25 protein-coding genes are annotated in these 21,379 nt (G+C 26.8%); all 25 read right to left on the bottom strand.

Annotation, left to right across the window (positions count from 1 at the left end; all coding sequences use genetic code 11):
- Positions 1 to 88 precede the first annotated feature (88 nt).
- A complete protein-coding gene (locus DEFDS_RS01970; RefSeq protein ID WP_013007136.1) occupies positions 89 to 1,294 on the bottom strand; it encodes an ATP-binding protein in 1,206 nt (401 codons plus the stop codon).
- Positions 1,295 to 1,532: 238 nt separating this feature from the next.
- Positions 1,533 to 1,937, bottom strand: coding sequence for a hypothetical protein (locus DEFDS_RS01965; RefSeq protein WP_013007135.1), 405 nt, complete (start codon positions 1,935 to 1,937; stop codon positions 1,533 to 1,535).
- 92 nt (positions 1,938 to 2,029) lie between these two features.
- Positions 2,030 to 3,190, bottom strand: a complete 1,161-nt coding sequence (locus DEFDS_RS01960; RefSeq protein ID WP_013007134.1) for an ATP-binding protein — start codon at positions 3,188 to 3,190, stop codon at positions 2,030 to 2,032.
- Positions 3,191 to 3,548: 358 nt separating this feature from the next.
- Positions 3,549 to 3,719: a type II toxin-antitoxin system RelE/ParE family toxin gene (locus tag DEFDS_RS13200; protein ID WP_231841026.1), complete on the bottom strand. Its 171-nt coding sequence runs from the start codon at positions 3,717 to 3,719 to the stop codon at positions 3,549 to 3,551.
- Between the two features lie 105 nt (positions 3,720 to 3,824).
- A complete protein-coding gene (locus tag DEFDS_RS01955) occupies positions 3,825 to 4,070 on the bottom strand; it encodes a type II toxin-antitoxin system prevent-host-death family antitoxin (RefSeq protein ID WP_013007132.1) in 246 nt (81 codons plus the stop codon).
- Between the two features lie 262 nt (positions 4,071 to 4,332).
- Positions 4,333 to 5,541 (bottom strand): ATP-binding protein, encoded by a 1,209-nt coding sequence (locus tag DEFDS_RS01950; protein ID WP_013007131.1) that lies wholly within the window; start codon positions 5,539 to 5,541, stop codon positions 4,333 to 4,335.
- Between the two features lie 293 nt (positions 5,542 to 5,834).
- Entirely contained in the window at positions 5,835 to 6,188 is a 354-nt protein-coding gene (locus tag DEFDS_RS01945) for a HepT-like ribonuclease domain-containing protein (RefSeq protein ID WP_013007130.1), read from the bottom strand.
- Positions 6,185 to 6,469 carry a nucleotidyltransferase family protein gene (locus tag DEFDS_RS01940; protein ID WP_013007129.1) on the bottom strand — a complete coding sequence of 95 codons (285 nt, stop codon included), beginning with the start codon at positions 6,467 to 6,469 and terminating at the stop codon, positions 6,185 to 6,187. The genes DEFDS_RS01945 and DEFDS_RS01940 overlap by 4 nt, the downstream gene beginning before the upstream one ends.
- 288 nt (positions 6,470 to 6,757) lie before the next feature.
- Entirely contained in the window at positions 6,758 to 7,069 is a 312-nt protein-coding gene (locus DEFDS_RS01935) for a type II toxin-antitoxin system RelE/ParE family toxin (RefSeq protein WP_013007128.1), read from the bottom strand.
- 1 nt (position 7,070) lies between these two features.
- Positions 7,071 to 7,286, bottom strand: coding sequence for an addiction module protein (locus DEFDS_RS01930; protein ID WP_013007127.1), 216 nt, complete (start codon positions 7,284 to 7,286; stop codon positions 7,071 to 7,073).
- Between the two features lie 374 nt (positions 7,287 to 7,660).
- Positions 7,661 to 8,746 carry a glycosyltransferase family 4 protein gene (locus DEFDS_RS01925; protein ID WP_013007126.1) on the bottom strand — a complete coding sequence of 362 codons (1,086 nt, stop codon included), beginning with the start codon at positions 8,744 to 8,746 and terminating at the stop codon, positions 7,661 to 7,663.
- 40 nt (positions 8,747 to 8,786) lie between these two features.
- Entirely contained in the window at positions 8,787 to 9,539 is a 753-nt protein-coding gene (locus DEFDS_RS01920) for a glycosyltransferase family 2 protein (RefSeq protein WP_013007125.1), read from the bottom strand.
- On the bottom strand, positions 9,529 to 10,359 hold the full coding sequence (locus tag DEFDS_RS01915; protein ID WP_013007124.1) for a glycosyltransferase: 831 nt from the start codon (positions 10,357 to 10,359) through the stop codon (positions 9,529 to 9,531). The genes DEFDS_RS01920 and DEFDS_RS01915 overlap by 11 nt, the downstream gene beginning before the upstream one ends.
- Complete coding sequence (locus DEFDS_RS01910) at positions 10,340 to 11,467, bottom strand: O-antigen ligase family protein (RefSeq protein ID WP_161595850.1); 1,128 nt, start codon at positions 11,465 to 11,467, stop codon at positions 10,340 to 10,342. The genes DEFDS_RS01915 and DEFDS_RS01910 overlap by 20 nt, the downstream gene beginning before the upstream one ends.
- 97 nt (positions 11,468 to 11,564) lie before the next feature.
- Positions 11,565 to 12,227 carry a hypothetical protein gene (locus DEFDS_RS01905; protein ID WP_013007122.1) on the bottom strand — a complete coding sequence of 221 codons (663 nt, stop codon included), beginning with the start codon at positions 12,225 to 12,227 and terminating at the stop codon, positions 11,565 to 11,567.
- Positions 12,228 to 12,298: 71 nt separating this feature from the next.
- A complete protein-coding gene (locus tag DEFDS_RS01900) occupies positions 12,299 to 13,579 on the bottom strand; it encodes a lipopolysaccharide biosynthesis protein (protein WP_013007121.1) in 1,281 nt (426 codons plus the stop codon).
- A gap of 16 nt (positions 13,580 to 13,595) precedes the next feature.
- Positions 13,596 to 14,282, bottom strand: coding sequence for a cytidylyltransferase domain-containing protein (locus DEFDS_RS01895; protein WP_013007120.1), 687 nt, complete (start codon positions 14,280 to 14,282; stop codon positions 13,596 to 13,598).
- Complete coding sequence (locus DEFDS_RS01890) at positions 14,275 to 15,366, bottom strand: nucleotidyltransferase family protein (RefSeq protein ID WP_013007119.1); 1,092 nt, start codon at positions 15,364 to 15,366, stop codon at positions 14,275 to 14,277. Before DEFDS_RS01890 ends, DEFDS_RS01895 begins: the two co-directional genes overlap by 8 nt.
- A complete protein-coding gene (locus DEFDS_RS01885; protein WP_013007118.1) occupies positions 15,363 to 16,025 on the bottom strand; it encodes a PIG-L deacetylase family protein in 663 nt (220 codons plus the stop codon). Before DEFDS_RS01885 ends, DEFDS_RS01890 begins: the two co-directional genes overlap by 4 nt.
- Complete coding sequence (gene neuC, locus DEFDS_RS01880) at positions 16,018 to 17,208, bottom strand: UDP-N-acetylglucosamine 2-epimerase (protein ID WP_013007117.1); 1,191 nt, start codon at positions 17,206 to 17,208, stop codon at positions 16,018 to 16,020. Before neuC ends, DEFDS_RS01885 begins: the two co-directional genes overlap by 8 nt.
- Positions 17,208 to 18,014 (bottom strand): GNAT family N-acetyltransferase, encoded by an 807-nt coding sequence (locus tag DEFDS_RS01875; protein ID WP_153801456.1) that lies wholly within the window; start codon positions 18,012 to 18,014, stop codon positions 17,208 to 17,210. Before DEFDS_RS01875 ends, neuC begins: the two co-directional genes overlap by 1 nt.
- A gap of 8 nt (positions 18,015 to 18,022) precedes the next feature.
- Positions 18,023 to 19,372, bottom strand: coding sequence for an ANL family adenylate-forming protein (locus DEFDS_RS01870; RefSeq protein ID WP_013007115.1), 1,350 nt, complete (start codon positions 19,370 to 19,372; stop codon positions 18,023 to 18,025).
- Entirely contained in the window at positions 19,365 to 20,066 is a 702-nt protein-coding gene (locus DEFDS_RS01865; protein ID WP_041223557.1) for an SDR family NAD(P)-dependent oxidoreductase, read from the bottom strand. Before DEFDS_RS01865 ends, DEFDS_RS01870 begins: the two co-directional genes overlap by 8 nt.
- On the bottom strand, positions 20,059 to 20,361 hold the full coding sequence (locus tag DEFDS_RS01860; RefSeq protein ID WP_013007113.1) for a hypothetical protein: 303 nt from the start codon (positions 20,359 to 20,361) through the stop codon (positions 20,059 to 20,061). The genes DEFDS_RS01865 and DEFDS_RS01860 overlap by 8 nt, the downstream gene beginning before the upstream one ends.
- Positions 20,361 to 21,377, bottom strand: a complete 1,017-nt coding sequence (gene neuB, locus DEFDS_RS01855) for an N-acetylneuraminate synthase (RefSeq protein WP_013007112.1) — start codon at positions 21,375 to 21,377, stop codon at positions 20,361 to 20,363. The genes DEFDS_RS01860 and neuB overlap by 1 nt, the downstream gene beginning before the upstream one ends.
- Between the last annotated feature and the right edge of the window lie 2 nt (positions 21,378 to 21,379).

Here is a 21,379-nt window from a genome sequence, read left to right as displayed (position 1 = left end):
ACGGTTAACTTTTCCCGATTTACGTTTCACGTTTCCCGAATCACGATTTACGTTACAACGTTTCAACGTTTTAACGTTCTAACGTTATTCAATACAAAAAACCAAAAAGCCACAAAGGTATTTTTCGCTCAAAACCTATCTCAATATCATCAATTGCAAGGTAACTATTTTTATTATCCTTAACTTGCGAAAAATCTTTATTTTTCCCGCCCACTTCAAAGAGATATGTTTCATCTATCAAGAAATCCACTTTATTTGAATAGTATAGAGAATGCATATACCGTAGCATTGAAGCAAAAAACGTTTCTCTCACCGTCCCTTTTTTAGCATTTAAACATAAAGCATTTAACAAATTGGTATTTGCTAAATACAGTTTATCTGGTTTTCTTATAGACTTAAAACGTTTGGCTTCATTTTGTATGAACATTATAAGTTCAGCCATAGAAAGATAATCTATATATTTATATAGTGTAGCTTTTGTAATGCCTGTCAGACTCGCAATATTTTCAACAGATAATTCTAAAGGTTCTGAAACAGCAATAGTTGTTAACAATTTTTTTAATGTTACTATTTTTTCAGGATGAATATTATATATTTCTGCTAAATCTGTGTATAAAGTGGCATTTATAGAATCAGACAATCTATCTTTAAATTTCTTTTTATCTTCTAGATAAAAAGGATATACCCCATATTCCAGATAATCACCAAAAAGTTTTAAGATTTTTTCATTACCCAGCTCTTTTATAATCTTTAAAGCTATATCCTGGTGGTTTTTTATTATCTCTTCTAAATGATAACTTTCCAATGAAATATTTAGTTCTAACTCAATAAATTCCCTTAATGAAAGTGCAGGAAGTCTGTACATAGAAAACCTACGAGTAAAATCAGGATTTGTTATCTGCACAGCAGAAGAACCTGAAAAAATAACTTTTATATCTAAAAAATCATAAACAGATTTGAGATGGGCTTGAAATTCTGGTGCTTTGTGAATTTCATCAATAAATGCAATTTTCCCCCCTTTCTTACTAAACTCCTCAAGAAAATCAAACAAAGAAACATCTGAAAATACAGGATGATCACAGGAAATATAAACAGTCTCACGCAAAGGCAAATTCAAGTCTCTTAGAAGCTGTAACATAAGTGTCGTTTTACCTACCCCCCTTGCACCATAAATACCGATAATTTTAGAATCACTCTTTTTTATGTCATTAAATAAAAATCGCTTATAATTTGGAATCTGCTGTTTTAGCTTATTCACAGTAAGATTAATAGCTATTTCAAGCAAGCTGCTCATTAGTATACTCCACTAATCTAAACTTAGTAATATTAGTTTAATCTGTTATACTAAAATTACTCCTTCTGTCAAATAATAAACTATGTTCTATGTTCAAGGTTCAACGTTTAACGTTCTAACGTTTCAATATTCCAACTTTCTAACTTTTCAACTTTCTAACGTTTTATCGTTTTCACGTTTCAATTTCTTATACTCACTCTCACTCTAACCAAAACCTTTTAAACTGAGCCATCACATTTTACTCTCTTATTATTACCTTATATTGTTTAGCCAGTCTATTAAACTGTTTTTCATCAATAATTACACTATCATTCTCATATTCATCTTCTTTTATATTTAAATGTAGATTAACCAGAATATGCTGTCTATGTTCACTTTTGTGTTTAAAATCTACAAAATCATTAAATTTGTGATTAAACATCAATTCTTCAACAATAAAATATCCTGAATCGATATATAATTTATAATATTTAGCATTTTTATCAAAAATGGGATTATTTTTAATAAACTCACTATATAATTCAAAAGCTATTTTTACTTTTTCTTTAAAAAGCTCATCATATTTATCCTTAAGTATTTTTTTATCCTCTTCTAATTTTCTTTCTTTATCAAAAACTTCATATATTTTTTCAATCAAATCCATTATTTCACCTCAAACCCATAATTTACAATTATTAACATTAAACGTTTATACGTTCTAACGTTTTAACTTTTTAACGTTATAACACCCTCCCATCAAAACACCATCCCCAGCATCCAAAGAGGTATCCTATCCTTAACAGGGATATCCACTTCATCAGTAACGACAAAATCAGCACTCTTCCTTTTCTTATTTTTACCACCTACTTCAATCTTTATATCATCAACTACAAAATCACACTCTTTTTCATCTTTACATGCAAAAACTCCATATTTTTCTTTTAAACACATAACCACAAAAGCCTCTCTAACACTACCTATATTTCCTTTAAAACAATAATAAGTTGATGGGTCTGCAAGAAAAATTTTGGCACCTTTTGTATACCTACTTTTCCCAACCTTTCTAACTATATTAATTAATTCTGAATGTTCCATAACATAAAGCAACTGATACAATTTTTCTTTTCCTAATTCCCACTCACTACACATACCAGAAATATTAATGTTTGGAATAGGAGAATTTAGCAAATAACCTAAAATTGCATTCATAACTTTAAAGTGATTATCTTGAATAGATGGGACATAAAAAGGGATATCATAATAAATCGATTTTTCTATTAATCCTTGCAGTCTTTTGCAGTACTCTCCTTCAAAAAATATAGGTCTAATACCACCATTAATATATTCAGAAAACAGTTTAAGAATATTTATATCCTTTATTATTGAGTGAATATTATTTAGATTATCAAAAGGATTTATTTCATCTAATAAAATATCATGTTTAATATAAAGATATTCCCTAAAAGACATAAAAGGTATGCGAAATTGGACAAACCGTCTTGAAAGATCTGCAACACTTCTTTTTAAAATCAAGTTACTACTATCACTAATCCATATAAAACGACCAGGATAATCATCATAAAGTGCTTTTAGGTTTTCACTCCATCTGTTTGCGTGATGAATCTCATCAATAACGACCCCATCATAGCCTTTTTTAAATATTTCGCTCACAATATCATATAAAGGCAAAGATGAGATCAATGGATTGTCAGCACTTATATATAAAAAATCAATGTTAGAATTAGCTATTTTGTCTATCAAAAAAGTAGTTTTACCTACTCCTCTTGAACCATATACAAGAGCACCTCTTATCCCATCTATCTTTATAGTATTATAAATAGGACGCTTTCTCTCGGGGAGATAAAGTTTTAATCTTTCTAACGTTAGTTCAGCTCTATCTATTATATTATTGATCATAGTTTTATAATAAAACCTGTTCTAGAAAAAATCAATATTTTAGTTCTACAATAGAACTAATTGTAATACTATTAGTTCCATAAGAAGACTATATTTAGATAATTTAGAAGTTTTAGAGGTTGTAAAGGAGCTAACGGTTTTTAGAAGCTATAGATTTGATTAGTTGACCAAAACATTCTAACATTCACACGTTTCAATGTTTACACTTTTCCCGCCTCCTGATTTACGTTTTAACGTTCTAACATTTTGTTTTAGAAGTTTTAAAGTTGTAGATGTTAATGATTTGACAAACTGTCCGAAACGTTTTAACTTTTACACGTTCCACAGATCACAATCTACAGTTCACTTCATAATCATTTTAATAAACAACATCATGTTTACCTATATCGACAAGTATAATGATTTTATTTTGAATAACAAAATCCAAAACTATTCTATATTCTAAATTAATAGAAACCGAATATAAATTTTTAAGACTTCTTTTGAGTTTATGCAATCTCAAAGAAGGATGGTATGGGTTATTTTTCATAATGTACAAAATCTTCTTATATAGCTGAATCAAATCAGGATGTTTCTTAAAAAATTTAGATGCTCTTTTCTCATATGATTCTGTAAAGATTATTTCGTACGTTTATTATTTTGATATATTTTTTATATAACTCTCAATATCCGTATGGTATCTATTATTCTCAAGATCCTTCACCACATTAAGATAAGCTATCTCTATTTCACTATTTCTTAGTTTTTCATACCGGTCAATATCAAGTACTACATATTTTTGCTTACCTCTAACACTGATTATAACCTCATCAAATTTCTTTATCAAACTATCTATCAGGCTAACGCCTCTTCTTTTAAGTTCATTTGCTGTAATTATCATAATCACCCTCTAAAAAATACTCTTTATAGTACTATATATCCTTATAACTCTATAATCAACATTTTTTTATATATCTTTCAAAGTCAATATACATGCAAAAACGCCTCGGTTTTTCATAAGAATCACTCTAACATTCGAAAACCAAATTAAGAGAAACGATAACCAATTCCCGAATCACGATTTACTTCTCAACTTTCAAACGTTCACACGTTCCAACGTTCTTACTTTCCATCGTTCCAACGTTTCAACGTTTTAACACTATTCAATACAAAAACCCAAAAAGCCAAAGAGGAATAGAAATATTATCTCCAATTTCAATATCATCTTTTACAATAAAAGCATTTTGAATCTCTTTTATCTGTTTTTTTGTTTTATTTTTACCCCCTATTTCGAAAACAAAATCTTTTACTACAAAATCACCTTGTTTTGATAAAATTATATCTTCATCAAAAAAACTCTTTTTATTTAAAAAATAACTTTTTATCTGATTTACAAAAAATGTCTCCCTTTCATTTCCGATATTTGAATTTTCTGCAATTGCTTTAACTAAATTTGTATTGTTTATATAAATTTTATCCGGTTTTTGAAGTTTTGAAATACCTCTTGATTTGAAATGTAGATTAATCAATATCTCACTTTTTTCAAGCAAATAAAGATACTCCAATAAAGATGGTCTTGAAATTTCTGTTCTTTGAGATAACTCATTGATATTTGGAGTAAATGGAACAGAAATGGAGATCAGATAGAGTAGTCTTTTCAGCTTATCTATATTTGAGTACGAAATATTTGATGTATAAGGTAAATCTACTTCAAGAATGTAATTAACTATATTCAATAGTTTCTGTTTATAAGAGCTTATCCCTTCTAAAAAAAACGGATAGCAACCATATTCAAGATATTCTTGGAAATATTTTAGAGGTCTTATTTTAGAAGCTATTTCTTTTGCTATACTTATATGATTCTCAATTATTTCTTCAAAAGAGTAATTATTGAAAGTATAACCTTTTACTTCTAAAAATTCCCTAAAAGACATTACAGGAACTCTTATTTCGTACATTCTTCTACTTAAATCGGCTTCTTTGTAAATTTGTAAAAGTGAAGAACCAGACACTATAACTTTTAAATTTGTCATATCATAAATCGCTTTTAGATGTGAACCTATATCTTTGTATTTATGTATTTCATCTATAAATAAAAATTCTCCACCGTATTGTTCAAATTTTTTAGCAAATTCATATAAATTTACATTTGCAAAATATGGATTGTCCACTGAAATATATAACGCATTGTTATTATTTAGCTCTTTTAATTTCTGAAGCAACATTGTGCTTTTTCCAACACCTCTTTGCCCTAATAATGCAATTAGTTTATTATTCTTTATATCCAGTAATTCATAAACACTTCTTGTGAAATTCAAATCTAATTTTTTTATTAGTTCAAACTGTTCATCATAAAACCTTGTAAAATCCATTTTATTTCTCCTGTATATTTTGTTAATTGAATTTTACACTTTTTTATGCAAGTTGTCAAATATTAAATACAATACCAATCCTTATGTACACGTTTTCACGTTTTAAAAAGCTTTAGAGGTTGTAGAAGTGTTAAAGGTTGTAGAAAGACTAACGGTTTTTAAAAATTAAGGACTTGATAAGTTGACATAAAGTTCTAACTTTCTAACGTTTTAACATTTGCACGTTTAAACGTTTCAACGTTTCAACTATATAACTTTTTAACTTTTCAAAACTTATATCATTATTAAATAGTTTACTTATTCCTTTCTTTTTCTAATATTTCAATTATATTCTTTTTAAGAAAAACTAAATCCTTCTTAAGCGTTTCTTTTATAACCTCAACTTCTATTCCAAAATATTCATGAATTAATATATCTCTCATACCCGCAATCTCTCTCCAAGGGACATTAGTATATTTACATTTTATTTCTTCACCAACCTTCTTAGCAGCCTCTCCAATAATTTCAAAACATCTAATAACAGCAAACAAAGTTTTCTCATCTTTTTCCAAACAATCAATATTAGTATCTGAAACAAAAATTTCTATTTTTTCTATGGCATCTTTAATATCAATTAAATAATCTATATAAAGTCTTCCTTTTTTCATATTGATATAGCTTCTTTGAGTATTTTTTCACCAATAACTGGTTTTAAAGACTGCTTCATAACTAGATCTACTCTGACACCTAAATAATCTGACAAAAAATTTTTTAATCTCAAAAATTGTATCAAAGTAGGTGTTTTATAAAATTCTACTAGAATATCAAGGTCACTACTTTCATCTTGTTCACCTCTGACATAAGACCCAAACAATGCAATATTCTTTACGAAATATTCTTTTTCTAGAAAACTGCGTATTTTCTGCAATTTTTTTACAATTTCTTCCATAAATTTTTCTACCTTTTTTATAATTAAATATATATTTTAAAAATTAACTCAATTTACATAATAATCAAGACTGTTTTGCGATATATTTAACCACACTCGCAATACTAAAACGTTTTAACATTTCAGCGTTTCAAGCTTTCAACGGTTAACGATATTCGTTATCCGATTCACGTTTCCCGATTACCGGTATTCGATTCCCGAATCACGGTTTACGTTTCAACGTTCCAACATTCTAACGTTTTAACCTTCTAACGTTCTTACGTTCCAACTTTCCAATTGTTCCCTATACTATATTAAATAAAAGGCTATTATTCCCTGTTTTTCCAATAATTTTGGTTTTTTGTTTAACTGCATAACTGCCAATATTATAATTTGCTCATCTTTAACAGTATAGATAATGCCATACGGAAATCTATTTAATAGACACCTTCTTGTGTTATTTGAAAGTTTTGACCATGCACCAGGAAACAACTTTATTCTTTCTGTTGCTGAATAAAACTCTTTAACAAACTCCAATCCTAACTGGTCATTAAACTCGTTATAATAATTTATCGCTTCTAAAAGCTCTTTCTTAGCCTCAGGATGGAAAGATACTTTCATTTTATTTTTTATAAATCTCTTTAAAAATATCTTCTTCTGAAATGAGTTTTTCTTTCTTAGTTTCGATCTCTTTTAATCTTTTTTCAGCTTCTTCTGCCCACAATTTATCAATATCTTTTTCTATTGGATTTATACTTAATAATATCTTCTCTACCAATTTTACTTTTAAATCTAAGGGAAGAGATTCGATTTCTGAAAACAACTTTTCAGTTTTCATATTGCACCTCTAAACATTTAGCTTTTACAAATAGTAAAATTATATAATTTTAAATATCAGTTATAAGAACACAATAGTTATCTATAGTATATTTTCTTAAACAGCTAAATGCAAGTGTTTAAAATATTATTTTTAAGTTTCTGTTAAGTAATTCTTGGTGGATAGTATAAATTTTTTGTTATTGACCAACTTGATCTGACCTAAAGTGCCTTGTTTTCTGGTTCACACGATCTAACGTTTCAACGTTCTGATTTAGAAGTTTTAAAGGTTGTAGAAGGACTAACGGTTTTTAGAGGCTAAAGATTTTATAAGTTGAACTAAACATTCGCACATTCTAACGTTATTACGTTCCAACGTTCTAACGTTTAAACTTTTCAACGTTTCAACATTTTTATTATTTTCCCAAACCTAAACCTTACAATACTTCTATAAAGCCAGATATAAAAAATGCAAAAAAGAATGGTAAATATTATGAGAACAGGTGTATTTTGCCAGAAGAAAACAGCTGGAATAGCTCCAAGAGAGCAAATGAGCCAGAGGAAAGGGGATGTGGCAGAATTACGCATAAGTTTTTCACTGCGATGGATATCAAATACAAATGGTACAACTCTTTTATAAATTAACATATGAAAATGAAAACCATCAGGTTTAAATGGAGATTGATTTCTTAAAATTTTCTTCCTGTAAAAAGAGAAAATAGTTTCAAAGACTGGATAAATTACAACTAAAAGTGGAAACCATGGTGATACCTGAGGGTGATTTTTGACAAGCATTACAGATAAAACAGCAATAGTAAATCCTATAAAATATGCACCCCCATCCCCCAAAAATATCTTCCCAAAAGGATAATTCCAAAAGAAAAAACCAGCAATAGCACCTATCATCAAAAAACAAATAGTATATACAAACTTATCATGTACTTTATACCCAACATAAGCAAGTGCTAAAAAAATAATGACTGATACTACTGATACAAGGCCATTATAACCATCAATGATATTTATAGCATTTACCACACCAGCTATGCCAATAATAGTAAAAACAATAGCAATCAGCTTAATTTGAAAAATACTATCAATATAAGGTATCCCAATTCTTGGCAAATAAGCATCAATCAAAAAATAAGCCAATAATCCAGATAAAACCGCTGCAAAAAGCCTAACTTTTGGTGAGACTTTCCTCGTAATATCCTCTAACAAACCAAAAAAGAAAATAGGTAATGAAGAGATAAAAAACTTCAAATAAATATTTGAATTTTTTGAAATCAATAAATAGAAAATTACAATTGAAAAAGCCATATATATACCAGCTCCACCAATCCTTGGCGTCGGCCTATCATGAAACTTCTGCGGCCCCTCAAAGTAATCCTCACCAATATTAAAACTTTTTTGAAATAACAAAATTATTAAAACACTAACTATTAACGAAATAAAAAAAGCACCTAAAATAATTTTAACCATTTGTTAAATACCTTATTTCAAATAATTTAAATTATATAAATTATTTATACTTTTTAATACCATAATATACGTAGTTTATAAAGTAATACAAACTTTTAAATAAACTTAACTCTTCAACATCTCTATATATTTTCCATTGATATAGAGCAGCCTTTAATTTATTTGAAGAGACTGAATCCTTTCTGATTCTATAAATCGCTAAAGGTTCAATAATACCTTTTGTAGTTCTTATCTTTTTCAGTATTTTTAACCAAAGTCCGTAATCTTGTCGTTTCAATATATTTGGCATAAACATCTTGCCTAAAATTTTTGTATCATAAATTGCAGTTAGACATCCGACACTACAAGTTTTTAACATACTTTCATAACTTATTGTTTCTTTGGTTTTAAATGTACCTAAAAATCTGCCATCTTCATCTATTAAATCATAAGAACTATATGTAAAAGATAACTTATTTTCTGCCATAAAATTTAACTGCTTTTCTAACTTATCAGGTTTCCATAAATCATCTGCATCCAAAAATGCTATATATCTCCCCCTCGCTTCTTGTATCCCTCTATTTCTTGCTATAGCTGGCCCACTATTTCTTTCTAATTTTATTAACTTTATTCTATTATCTTTTCTGCAAAATTTTTCTATAATTTTATTCGAATTATCAGGAGAACAATCATCTACTATTATCATCTCCCAATATTGATAAGTTTGGGTTAATACTGATTTAATTGTTTCAGATATAAATTTTTCTGAATTATATGATGGAGTTATTATTGAAATTAAATTATTATATTTCATTATTATTCTTTAAATATTTATATTCTTTTATACCATTGAGCATTATTTTATAAAATTCAAATATACTTTTATCGGATAATTTATGTTTTTTTATTGCAAATAATAAAGAAATTAAATAAGACCAAAAACCAAATACTCTATAAAACATTGCTCCTTTTGCTTTAATAAGATTTTCATCATTAAAACGACCACCTGAACTCTCTTTTGGATGAATAACTATAGGAATAGGTAAATATAAGATTTTGAGGCCTTTTTTTAATGCATCCGTTAAAAAGATAAATTCTTCCCCTGTTTGAAAAATACTTCCCAGTCCAAAATTCTCATCGAATTTAATACCCAGATTTTTAATTTTTTTTGCTTTAAAAGCAATTTCTATTGAGGATACTTTCATTAATGTTCTAATGTTGTGCCAATATTTATGATGGGAGTAATTTTTAAATAACTTTCCATCAGGAGTCAGTACTTGAAATGTTATTATGTCAGCATCAGGGTTTTCCATAAAAGCTTTTGCTACAATTTCTTCTATATTTTCTATAAATTGAACATCATCATCACTTATTAAGACTATCTCACTATCACATAATTCAATAGCACTATTACGACTTCTAGATAAACCCTTTTCTTTAAAAATAAACATATTATCATAATTATACTGACTTTTATTTTTTTTTATTAACTGATTAATTATTAGATACTTGCTATCAGGAGTGTTTTTTCTTTCTAAAAATTTATCATCAGTAGTAGAAACTAAAATTTTAAATTTAGACTGTATATCACATTCTACTAAACTTTTTTTTATTTTATCTACTTTCATTTTCATTTTTTATTTTTGATAAATATTTATATTTTACACTTATATAAGCTATAAATAAGAACCATATTTCATTTATTAATGAAGATAAAAAAAACATCTGCAAAAATAATGAAAAATAACTTAACAATATAATAATATAATTTTTATTAATTTTATACATTTTTAATATATGAATTAATAAAAAAATATGAAATAAGATATATAATATAAATCCTACTATTCCAGTTTCAACTAATACTTCTAAATAAGTATTATGCATATAATGATAATTATTATAATAATGTATATTATAAGGTAAAAAATTATACAAACCTATCCCCAATAAAAAATTATTATAAAAAAAATTCAAACCATGCAACCATATTTCAAGTCTTCCACTTCCTTCTGATAATGAGTTTATTCTTTTAATAAACATTTCCTTGAAAAGAGTATCCTCATTTATTAAAAATACAATTATTCCAACTAAAAAAATAAAAAAAAACAAATGTTTTAAAAAAAATTTTTTAATTTTAAAATTTCTTATAATAACTATTATTAAGTTAACAACAAAATAAATAATTAAAACGATACTTAATGATATAATTCCTCCCCTAGAAAACGTCAATATTATATTTATAACTATAATTATAAAAGTTAATTTTTCAAATAAATTTTTTTTCATAAATAAAAGATAATAGAAAAAAAAAGTATTAGCTAATACAAAAAAATTTGGATCACTAAAGGTACCTATTAATCTTGGTATTGCTCTGTCTATTAATACTCCATATACTCTTTCTCTTTCATACAAAATAAAATTATTACCAATTTCATAAATTCCTATAATATAAAGAATTAATGCAACCAAATTAATAATCAAAGCTGTTATAATTATAACTTTCTTAAAAGAAATTCCTTTTTGCAAAAGAAAACACAATATGTTTTTGGAAAGAATATATATTACAGAAATTAATATAATACCCAAAATTAATCTTATACTATTTTCAATATAATAAGATGTAAATACAGTTATTGTAATAGAATAAATAAAAAATAAAAACAATATTTTTTCAAAAGTATTAAAGCTTATTTTAATATTTTTTAAAAATAATACGCTATACCAAATAGCTATAATCATAAAACATTTTAGAGAAAATCCTATTTTAAAAGCAAACCTTTGCAGAAAAAAAGAAATAAAAAAAATTATAGCTAGTATATAATATAAATGAACTTGTCTAATATTCATCATTATAATCCAAAAAAATTAATTTTTCTTTAAAATTACTTTGTTGTAAAAGCGAAAAAAAAATAAAATCTTGCAGTTCATGTCCTCTCCTAACATTATTCCTTTTATACTTATACCCTCCTTTTTTCCTAGAAAATCCTGCAACATATATAGGAAAATTAAAATTATTTATTGCATACATTATAGCAGAAAACCCACTCGATAGATGTTTTCTTCCTCGGAGATAATATTTTAAAGTTTCTATTTTTTCTTTAAAGCTATACTCTTTGTCAAATAGTTTTAATAAGAACATTTTCCAATATTGAATATCATTAAAAGGAGAAAAACATTTTTCAAAATCTTTTATACTATAAAATTCAAAATACTGATAAATATAATTTAAGTCATCTAACCTTTTTTTATATTGTTCAATAGGAAAATTATATATATCTAACATTATAATATAATCCACAGTCTTATTTTTTAATCTATTTCTAGCTAATACTGCCAACTCTGTATTTTCAAATAAAATCATACTGCTCAATATATGATAAATTTTAGATCCTTTAAGATTTAAATCATTCTCTATACTTCCATTAATATATATAATATTTTTATAATTTTTAACTGTTATCTGAGGATTTGGTTTAGATCCCAAAATTAAAGTAGACATTTAATCTCCTTTTTCCCAATTTCATCAAAATATTTGAAATACCAAATTCTTCCATATTTCCATAAAAATTTTCATCTACGCAATCTAATAAATAACAACATCCACGGCATTTTATAAACCTTAATAGAAATAATAAAAGTTAATATAAAAAATAAAAAAAGTACTAAACTATAAGACATGCCGGCTCCTATAATACCAAAATTTTTTGTAAGAGAAAAAGTTATAGGTATATTTATCAATCCACAAAAAAGTGTTATCCAAGTAAGAATATACGTCTTATATGAATAAAATATGTAATTCGTAACCATATAATACATTCCCTTAAACGCTCCTCCTAACGCTATCCATAAAACAACGGATGAAGACTCATAAAAAGACTTTCCAACTAAAATCTTAATCAAAAAAGGAGCCAGTAAGCCAACAACTAAAGCAAACAAAATAATAGCCACAAAATAAAAATAAGTAAATTTGACTATTTTAATTTTCGCTTTATAATCATTCTGATTTAATTTCTCAAAAAGCCATGGAACATAAGCTTTGTTAAAAGCATCTGTAAAAAGTTGTATAATCATACCTATTTGAAGCCCCACCGTATAGATACCAGCTTCTTTCAATCCTAACGTATTCATAATTACAAATCTATCTGTCGCTACTATTAACATTCCACCTATCGTGTGGGGAATTAAAGGTACCCCAAACTTTAAAGCATGTTTAATATAATATTTATTGATTTTCCACTCAGTCCAAGACTTATGTAGTATTATAAACGAAAAAATTCCAAAAATAAAAGTAGCTAATATTTGAGCTGATAATCTTCCTTCCCATTTTAGTCCAATTATTACAACCAGAAATATTGTAAGTATAACATTTAATAAACTTCGTCCTATTTGAATAAAACTATATTCTTTGGCTTTCATTCTTACTTGATAAATTACTAAATTGGATAAAATCAAAAATTGAAAAAAAGATACGTAAACTGCTATTAAAATCCAATTTTCAGGAACACCGGAAATATTTGATATAAAATCCCTTATAAAAAAAACAATTAAAAATGTTAAAACAGAACTACCAAAGAGTATAAATATACAATTTGCTACATACTCCTTGAAATTTATATCTTTCTCAAAATATACCCTGTTTATGGCTCCATGAACACTTAGTCCGGTAAAAACTCCAATGATAGAAACAATCAATGAAAACATAGCAACAATTCCATAGTCTTCCGGAGAAAGATATCTTGTCAAAACCGGTAAAAGGAAAAACGGAATAACGGCATTTATAATAGATACAATTGTATAAATACCGGAAGCCTTAAATAGAGAAGAGTTGAGAATTTTATAAGCTAAATTCATCAGATGAGCAACTTCTTTATCCTTCCATCAGGATTTCGGCCAATTTTAAATCAAACTCATCATCTATATCAATAGAACTCATTTTATCCATAATATAAGCATAAATATTATCTTTTATAAAGAATGTATCTTCTTCTAAAAATTTCTCTGTTTTACAAATATAAATAGCCCCATTTATTCTATAAAATTTAGGTAAGTCCTGACTTCTTTTACCTTTTATATCATCTGAAAGGAAATTGGACATATCAAGACCTTCAGGTAAAGTATTACACCATAACGGGGAATGGTCAACTTCACAAACACTTATAACTGCATCTGCATTTTTTTCAAATAAAAATTCTATAGCTTCATCTATATGTTTAGCAGTTCTTAGTGGAGAAGTTGGTTGCAGAAGAACTATAAAATCAAACTTTTTATCAATATTTGATAAAACATGTTCTACAACCTCTATAGTAGAAGCAGTATCTGTTGCTAATTCCGTTGGTCTTTTTATAGTCAAAACTTCATATTCTTTTGCTATATCCAAAATTTTATCACTATCGCTTGTTACTATGATTTTATCTAAAAATTTGCTACCTAAGCTAGCCTCTATAGTCCACGATATTAAAGGTTTACCTGCCAAAGGAAGAATATTTTTATTTGGTAACCTTTTACTTCCACCTCTTGCAGGAATTATAGCTAAAATTGTTTTATCTTTATACATTTCTAAATTCCTCAAATATTTTTAATGCTTTTTTGTACTCTTCCCATTGTCCTAAATCAATATAATCTTTTTCTTTTATTGGATACGCTAAAACTGTTTCTTTGTTTTCTATAAGTTTATCTATAAGCTGGGGCATATCAAAATATTTATTTTCAGGTATATATTTTAATGCTTTTTTATTTAGAATATAAACTCCTGTATTTATTTGAAATGTATATTCAGGCTTTTCAATTATTTTTTTTATCTTACCACCACTATTTATTTCAACAACTCCGTAAGGGACTTTGTAGTGTTGGATTGATGTAACTGATGTTAAAACTGCTTTATTTTTTTTATGAAAATCTAGTATTTCTTTAAAATTTGCCTTTATCAAAATATCACAATTAGATACAATGAAATCATCTTTTATATCTTTATTTTCTAAAAATTTTAAACTTCCTGCTGTTCCTAAAAAGTCTTTTTCCCAAATAAAATCAGTTTTATAGTCTTTCTCTATTGTATTAAAATATGCTTCAATAATTTCCCCTTTATAATTTAATGTAAAAATAAAATTATCTAATCCAAATTTTCTAAACTCATCAATTATTAACTCTACAGCTGTTTTATCCCCCACAGGTATTAACGGTTTTGGTAGGACTTCTGTAAATGGCTTCATTCTTGTCCCTTTACCACCTGCCATTATGACTACAGGAATTTTTTCATCTATCTGTTGAATATCTATGAAATCTTTCTCTTTAAGAAAATCAGACCATTCTATATAATCTATAACCTCGTTTTTTTCATTAACCACGGGAATAAGTTCTAATTTTTTATTTAAGATTAGATTTTTTATTATTTCTTTATCTAACTTATCCTTGATTATATAAATTGGATTTTTATTACATACATCATAAACATTTCCTTCTATAAAACCGGCTTTTAAAATATGCCTTCTTATATCCCCATCAGTAATTGTCCCCACTAACTTTTTACTTTTTAAATTCTCAATAACTATTAAAACTTTTGTTGAACTTTCATTCAATTGTTTTAAAGCTGATATTGCACTTGATTTTTTTTCTATCAATACTTTCTCTAAGTTTTTCAATCTAAAACCTCTTTTAAAAGCATAAAACTTTCAGCATATTGATAATTACATTGGCTTCCTCTGTAAAATGCAAGATTCAGTATATTGTCTATACTTCTTGGAAATGGATGTTCTCCCAGTTCACTTTGGTAAATGTTCATAATCTCAATTTTTTTATCTATAAAATCTGATATATCAACAAAAACATTTGGCTTAAATGTTTCTTTAAATTGGTTATCAGTTTCACTTATTATTTCCATCATTAATACTTTTTTTATAAAAGGATATCTAAAAGATTTAAAAAATGGTTGTAAAGCATTAAAAACTACCCTATGATCTGAATGTACATCATTCCAAAAAGGAATATATAGTATATTAGGTTTTATTTTATCCAAAATAGAAGATATCTTAGTTACAATAAATGGTATATCATTTTCTGTTAAAGAAGTTGGCTTTAATGATAAATCGAAAAAATCATTAAATTCATAAGATTCAATTACTTTTTTTATTTCTTCATTTCGCTTTTTTACTTTTTCTTTTGAATACCCATATTCTTCTTTTATATTTGTTATATTTATCCAGTATATAATATCTCCATTATCCTTATGCTTAAGCAAACTCCCTCCAGCACCTAAAGTTTCATCATCAGGGTGTGGGGAAATAATTAAAATATTATTCATAAAATGCGTTATCCTCCATAGGTATTTCCAAAGGATCCTCTTTTTTGTCAACTATAGTTTTAAAATCTATATTTTTAATTAAATTATATGCTTTAAATGCACTTTTACCGTCTCCATAAGGATTTGAAATTTTTCTTACAATCTTTAAAAAATTTTCAGAAGTGGCTTTCTCAATAGATTTTTTTATGCTATACAAATCACCTTTAGAAAATATAACATTCTCTTTACAGTATCTACCAATTTGCCTCATTCCTATATTTATTGCGGGAATCTTAAAACTTGCTGCTTCGTAAATTCCTGAAGATGAATTACCTATTATAAACTCTGCATTCTTATATATACTTAAGAATAAATCTCTTTCCAAATTATTATAAAATATAAAATTAGGATGTTGTTTATATTGATTAATAATATTTATCAATTTATGATTATTTGGATCTGTATTCGGATAACTAACAAAAGCACATATATTTTTTTCTTTCAATACTTTTAAAATATTTTCAAAATAAATATGGGATTTATCTTCTTCTTGGACAATAGGGTGAAAAATAACTAAAGCAAATTTATCAAATCCGAATTTTATATTAAATTTATCTTTTATTTGAGCTTTACTTAATTCCTTGAAAAAAAGGAATCTATCTAATGCTATATTTCCTACTACAAATATTCTTTTTGGATGTTCTCCCATTCTAATTAACCTTTTTTTATGTTCTTGAATAGCTACAAAATGAACTGTTGATAATTTAGAAACTGCATGTCTTACAGGATTATCTATGTATCCATCTTTCACATGATCTCCACCATAAAAATGAATAGTAGGAATTCTTAAATATCCTCCAATCATAGCATAAACTAATGTATCTTCCCTATCCCCAGCATATATAATTAAATCTGGATTAAATTTAGCAATAGTTTCTAAGCTATTTTGTAAAAGCAAACTAGCAGTTTTAACTCTTGATATTTTAGTATCATAGCTTAGTAATGTTTCTATTTCTAACAATATTTCAAACCCATCTTTTCTTATTTGTTCAATACTGTATCCATGTTGATGAGATAAATGTGCACCACTAACTAAAATTCTAAAGTCTATTTCATTATCTTCATGTAGTAATTTATATAAAGGACTTAATAAATCATAATCTGATCTTATAGATGTACAAGCTAAAACTTTTTTCTTTTTCATCAGAACACATCCGACATTAACAAATTAATACACATTTTATTTTTATTAAAGTCAATTTTATTATTTATCAAATAAATAGTTGCATTATAATAATTTATAAACTGGTTTAAGTTCTTATTAATAGTATGTTTCTCTAATACATGACAGCTTTTTAAGTTATTTATATTAATAAATTTATTACTTGGTATCACATCATTATTTATACTATCTATATAAAGTGAAGACAATATATCAAAGGAATCTTTATATTTTTTTACTACCAATATTTTTTCATCTATTTTTATAAAGTTATAATTTTTATGTTCAAATCTCCATCTTAAAAATTCTTTATCTTCTATAATATGGTTACAAAAGCTATTTAAATTTATATTATTAATATTTGTTTTTACTATCTTTTCTTGTGAAACATCTTTAAATCCACCGAGTATCTTAATAGCATTATATGCTATTTTATTAGGAAAGGCTAAAATAAAATCCTTTTTTGTGTCCTTTGCATATTTTTTTTGCATATTTAATAGTTCTAAATAAACTCCTTTATTTCTATAATTTGGATCTATTGCAGATGTTGTAAAAAGATAATAATTATATATTTTGTTATTCAATAGAATTTTATGTTTTATCATAAGAGCAGAGCCTACTATTTTTTTATCATCAAAAGCTAAAAATAAAGGCGAATCATCATATGGAGAGTGAATGAATTGATGTTCCCAAATGGAGTCATCTAAAATCTTTGAATAAACCTTATAAAAAAACTCTTGAAAAAATCCTTTTATTTTATATTTATCTTCTATTTTTGTTAATAACATATAAGTTATCAACTTTTTCTCCTAATTTTTTTAAATCTATCTCCAAAACTAATTTTTTCTACAAAATTAATCTTTGTAGGTACTTTATAATTGTCTAACTTACTTCGGCAATGTTTTCTTATCAATTTTTTGGCTTCTTTTTTATCTATTCCGTCTTTTAATACTATATCTGCTACTACTGTCTGCCCTGTAATTGGATTACTTTCTCCGTAAACCATTACATCTACAACTTCATCTAATTCTAAAATAACATTCTCTACTTCTTGTGGTAATACTTTCTCTCCACCTACATTGATAATTTCTTTACTTCTACCTATTATTTTTAAATATCCATCTTGCTTAACCTCAACTAAATCCCCTGTCCTAAACCACCCATCTTCTGTAAAACTATCCATTGGTGCATTTAGATACCCTAATATCTGAGTTTTGCTCCTTAGCCATAATTCATCATCAACTATTTTATACTCTATGTTTAGGTCATCTATTTTTATATATAACCCATTATTATTTTTATTAATCACTTTTACAGCATTTGTTTCACTTGTTCCATATTTTTGCTGAAAATTAACTTTTGGAAAAGTTTTCTTTAATTCCTTCAATAAATATTCTGGCATTGGTTCTGCACCAAAAGCAATTATGTTTAATGAACTTAAGTCGTACTCTTTATATATTCCACTTATCAAAAGTAAGTTTAAAAAAGTTGGAGATGCTGGCAATACATTTACTTGATGTTTCTCTATTACTTTGCAAATTGCATCTGGAGATCTACTATAGGGAATTGTAATGGTTCCACCTATAGAAAACTGTCTAAAGATGGTGTCTATTCCTCCAATATGATCAAAGGATAGGAAAATTAATGTATTTATGTTCTTTTCTTTCCTTCCTTCATAGCTATCTACTAAGTTATCAAAATCGTGGATCATTGCTTTTGGCTTCCCTGTGCTTCCACTACTAAACAAAATAAGTCCTGATTTTCCTTTTTCTTGTAGTTTTTTTATTAGTAGATGTTTTTCATTGCTATCTAATTCTTGAACTTTTATTAAACTATTTTCTATTTTTAATACTTTATCAACATTTCCTTCTTTAAGTCTTTCTTGAATTTCATGTTCTTTAGTTGAAGTTATAGGAACAATAATATTTTTGTTCTCTTTTAGAGCTAAAAGTAAAGCTAAATTTTCAAATGAATAATTTCCTAATAATGCTACTACTTCACCTTTTTTTATATTTTTTCCCTGAAAAAAACTTAGAAATTCCCTTATTTTTTCATAAAGTTCTCTATAAGTATATTTTTTATCATTGTATAAAATTGCAATTTTTGAATCAAAATCTTTGAACTTTTCTATTAGCCAACTACCCATTTACCCCACCTAAATATATAATCTGTCCTGTAATAAAATCACTCCTTTCATCAATAAAAAAATCTATAACATTTACTATATCTTTGAATTCACCAAATCTTTTTATAGCTTGTCTATTAAGTAAAGCATCCATCTTTTCTTTTGGAACATTTTTTATCAAATCTGTTGGAACTGGTGTTGGGCCTAACGCATTCACTGTTATACCAAAATCTGCTAATTCTCTGGCTGTTATTTGCGTTAAGTTTTCTATAGCAGCTTTACTTGCTGCATACATCGCTTCACCCTCTAATCTAAGTGGAGTTGCAACTGTTGTAAAATTTACTATTCTTCCCCACCTTTGTTTTACCATCACTTTTGCAACTTCTCTTAGAAAAAGAAATGTCCCAAAAAAGTTTGTTGAAAATATGTTCTGAGCTGTTTTATATGGTGTTGTTATTATATGATTCATTGATGCAATCCCTGCATTATTAAGCAAAATATCTATTTTCCCAAATTCTTTCTTCGTCATTATTATCATCTCAATAATTTTACTCTCATCTGAAACATCTAATGAATAATGCCTGTAGTTTTTATGTTCTATTGAACTCTCTCCTCTACTACATCCAACTACGACATATCCTTTATCCAGATAATAATTTGCTAACTCTCTTCCTATCCCTTTCCTTGTACCTGTAATTATAAAAACTTTACTCATCATTTTCCTCTTTCAAAAGAATTTCTATATACTCTACTAAACTCTTTACATCCCTAAATGGTGATCTTCTTTGGCTCATAGCTCTTTCATCAGCTAAAGTTATATTTTTCCCAAATTCCTCGGATATTTTTTCTTCTAAATCTGTTATCAATGTTACTAATGCCAAACTATCTAATACTCCATCTACCCCATACAATCTTGTCTCAATTGTTGGATTTTCTAATTCTACTTTTTCTAATTCCTCGTTTAATTCTTTCAATGAATGAATAATAATATCTTGTATCCTATCTTGCATTACTCTTTTCCTCCTTCCATAATAATTTCACCTTTTTTAAAATCTCTTGGTGCTTTTAAGCCAATTATTTCACCCCATCTCATAGGGGATATGCCTTTTTTTCCTGTTCTTTTAACTGTCAAGTTTTCTTCTGATAATATTTCTCCTTTTTTCATATCTCGCTTTGCAACTATATATTTCCTTGCTATATCTCTGTTTTTTAACTCACTTTTTGAAGGTTTTTTAATTCCATTTCCTAATGCTTTTTCTATATTTCTTATTGCTTTGACCATAGCTTTTAATTCATTTGGCTCTAAACTTGCTTTGTGGTCTGGTCCAGGTAAATTTTTATCAAGTGTAAAATGTTTTTCTATAACTGAAGCCCCAAGAGCTACAGCCGCAATTGGAACTTCTATTCCAAGTGTATGGTCTGAGTATCCAATATTTACTTTAAATGCTTCTTTTATAGTAAGCATAGCCTTCAAATTTACATCTTCCATAGGTGTAGGGTATTCGGTATTACAATGTAAAACAGTTATATCTTCTCTTTTTGTTCCATTCTCCATTAAAATATCTAAAGCATCTTCAATCTCTCCTAATTCTGCCATACCAGTAGAAAGTATAACTTTTTTTCTATAACTTCCTATTTCTCTTAATAAGAGATAATTTGTTATTTCTCCTGATGGTATTTTAAATATTTCTAGTCCTAAATCTTTTAAAAATCCTGCACTTTCTATATCAAAAGGAGTAGATAAAAACTTTATTCCTTTTCTATCACAATAAGTTTTAAGCTCTTCAAAATCATTGAATGAAAGCTCAAGTTCTTTTACCATTTCTATTTGGGGTTTTTCTTCACCTATATTTTTCTTTTGATATTCTGCCATAGGTGCAATTTCGCTAATAACTTCCTCAGTTTTAAATGTTTGAAACTTGACAGCATCAGCCCCTGCTTCAACAGCTACATCTATAAGTTTTTTAGCTAAATCTAGTTTTCCGTTATGATTGACACCTGCTTCTGCTATAATGAAGGTTTTCATTA

The organism is Deferribacter desulfuricans SSM1, from assembly GCF_000010985.1.
GTDB classification, from domain to species: domain Bacteria; phylum Chrysiogenota; class Deferribacteres; order Deferribacterales; family Deferribacteraceae; genus Deferribacter; species Deferribacter desulfuricans.
The sequence above is the reverse complement of the archived record's forward strand: the minus strand, read 5'-3'. Positions and strand labels throughout refer to the sequence as shown.

Bases quoted from the DNA above. Each gene is read 5' to 3' on its own strand.
- DEFDS_RS01970 (WP_013007136.1), bottom strand. From the start codon at position 1,294: ATGAGCAGCTTGCTTGAAATAGCTATTAATCTTACTGTGAATAAGCTA.
- DEFDS_RS01965 (WP_013007135.1), bottom strand. From the start codon at position 1,937: ATGGATTTGATTGAAAAAATATATGAAGTTTTTGATAAAGAAAGAAAA.
- DEFDS_RS01960 (WP_013007134.1), bottom strand. From the start codon at position 3,190: ATGATCAATAATATAATAGATAGAGCTGAACTAACGTTAGAAAGATTA.
- DEFDS_RS13200 (WP_231841026.1), bottom strand. From the start codon at position 3,719: ATGAAAAATAACCCATACCATCCTTCTTTGAGATTGCATAAACTCAAA.
- DEFDS_RS01955 (WP_013007132.1), bottom strand. From the start codon at position 4,070: ATGATAATTACAGCAAATGAACTTAAAAGAAGAGGCGTTAGCCTGATA.
- DEFDS_RS01950 (WP_013007131.1), bottom strand. From the start codon at position 5,541: ATGGATTTTACAAGGTTTTATGATGAACAGTTTGAACTAATAAAAAAA.
- DEFDS_RS01945 (WP_013007130.1), bottom strand. From the start codon at position 6,188: ATGAAAAAAGGAAGACTTTATATAGATTATTTAATTGATATTAAAGAT.
- DEFDS_RS01940 (WP_013007129.1), bottom strand. From the start codon at position 6,469: ATGGAAGAAATTGTAAAAAAATTGCAGAAAATACGCAGTTTTCTAGAA.
- DEFDS_RS01935 (WP_013007128.1), bottom strand. From the start codon at position 7,069: ATGAAAGTATCTTTCCATCCTGAGGCTAAGAAAGAGCTTTTAGAAGCG.
- DEFDS_RS01930 (WP_013007127.1), bottom strand. From the start codon at position 7,286: ATGAAAACTGAAAAGTTGTTTTCAGAAATCGAATCTCTTCCCTTAGAT.
- DEFDS_RS01925 (WP_013007126.1), bottom strand. From the start codon at position 8,746: ATGGTTAAAATTATTTTAGGTGCTTTTTTTATTTCGTTAATAGTTAGT.
- DEFDS_RS01920 (WP_013007125.1), bottom strand. From the start codon at position 9,539: ATGAAATATAATAATTTAATTTCAATAATAACTCCATCATATAATTCA.
- DEFDS_RS01915 (WP_013007124.1), bottom strand. From the start codon at position 10,359: ATGAAAATGAAAGTAGATAAAATAAAAAAAAGTTTAGTAGAATGTGAT.
- DEFDS_RS01910 (WP_161595850.1), bottom strand. From the start codon at position 11,467: ATGATTATAGCTATTTGGTATAGCGTATTATTTTTAAAAAATATTAAA.
- DEFDS_RS01905 (WP_013007122.1), bottom strand. From the start codon at position 12,227: ATGTCTACTTTAATTTTGGGATCTAAACCAAATCCTCAGATAACAGTT.
- DEFDS_RS01900 (WP_013007121.1), bottom strand. From the start codon at position 13,579: ATGAATTTAGCTTATAAAATTCTCAACTCTTCTCTATTTAAGGCTTCC.
- DEFDS_RS01895 (WP_013007120.1), bottom strand. From the start codon at position 14,282: ATGTATAAAGATAAAACAATTTTAGCTATAATTCCTGCAAGAGGTGGA.
- DEFDS_RS01885 (WP_013007118.1), bottom strand. From the start codon at position 16,025: ATGAATAATATTTTAATTATTTCCCCACACCCTGATGATGAAACTTTA.
- neuC (WP_013007117.1), bottom strand. From the start codon at position 17,208: ATGAAAAAGAAAAAAGTTTTAGCTTGTACATCTATAAGATCAGATTAT.
- DEFDS_RS01875 (WP_153801456.1), bottom strand. From the start codon at position 18,014: ATGTTATTAACAAAAATAGAAGATAAATATAAAATAAAAGGATTTTTT.
- DEFDS_RS01870 (WP_013007115.1), bottom strand. From the start codon at position 19,372: ATGGGTAGTTGGCTAATAGAAAAGTTCAAAGATTTTGATTCAAAAATT.
- DEFDS_RS01865 (WP_041223557.1), bottom strand. From the start codon at position 20,066: ATGAGTAAAGTTTTTATAATTACAGGTACAAGGAAAGGGATAGGAAGA.
- DEFDS_RS01860 (WP_013007113.1), bottom strand. From the start codon at position 20,361: ATGCAAGATAGGATACAAGATATTATTATTCATTCATTGAAAGAATTA.
- neuB (WP_013007112.1), bottom strand. From the start codon at position 21,377: ATGAAAACCTTCATTATAGCAGAAGCAGGTGTCAATCATAACGGAAAA.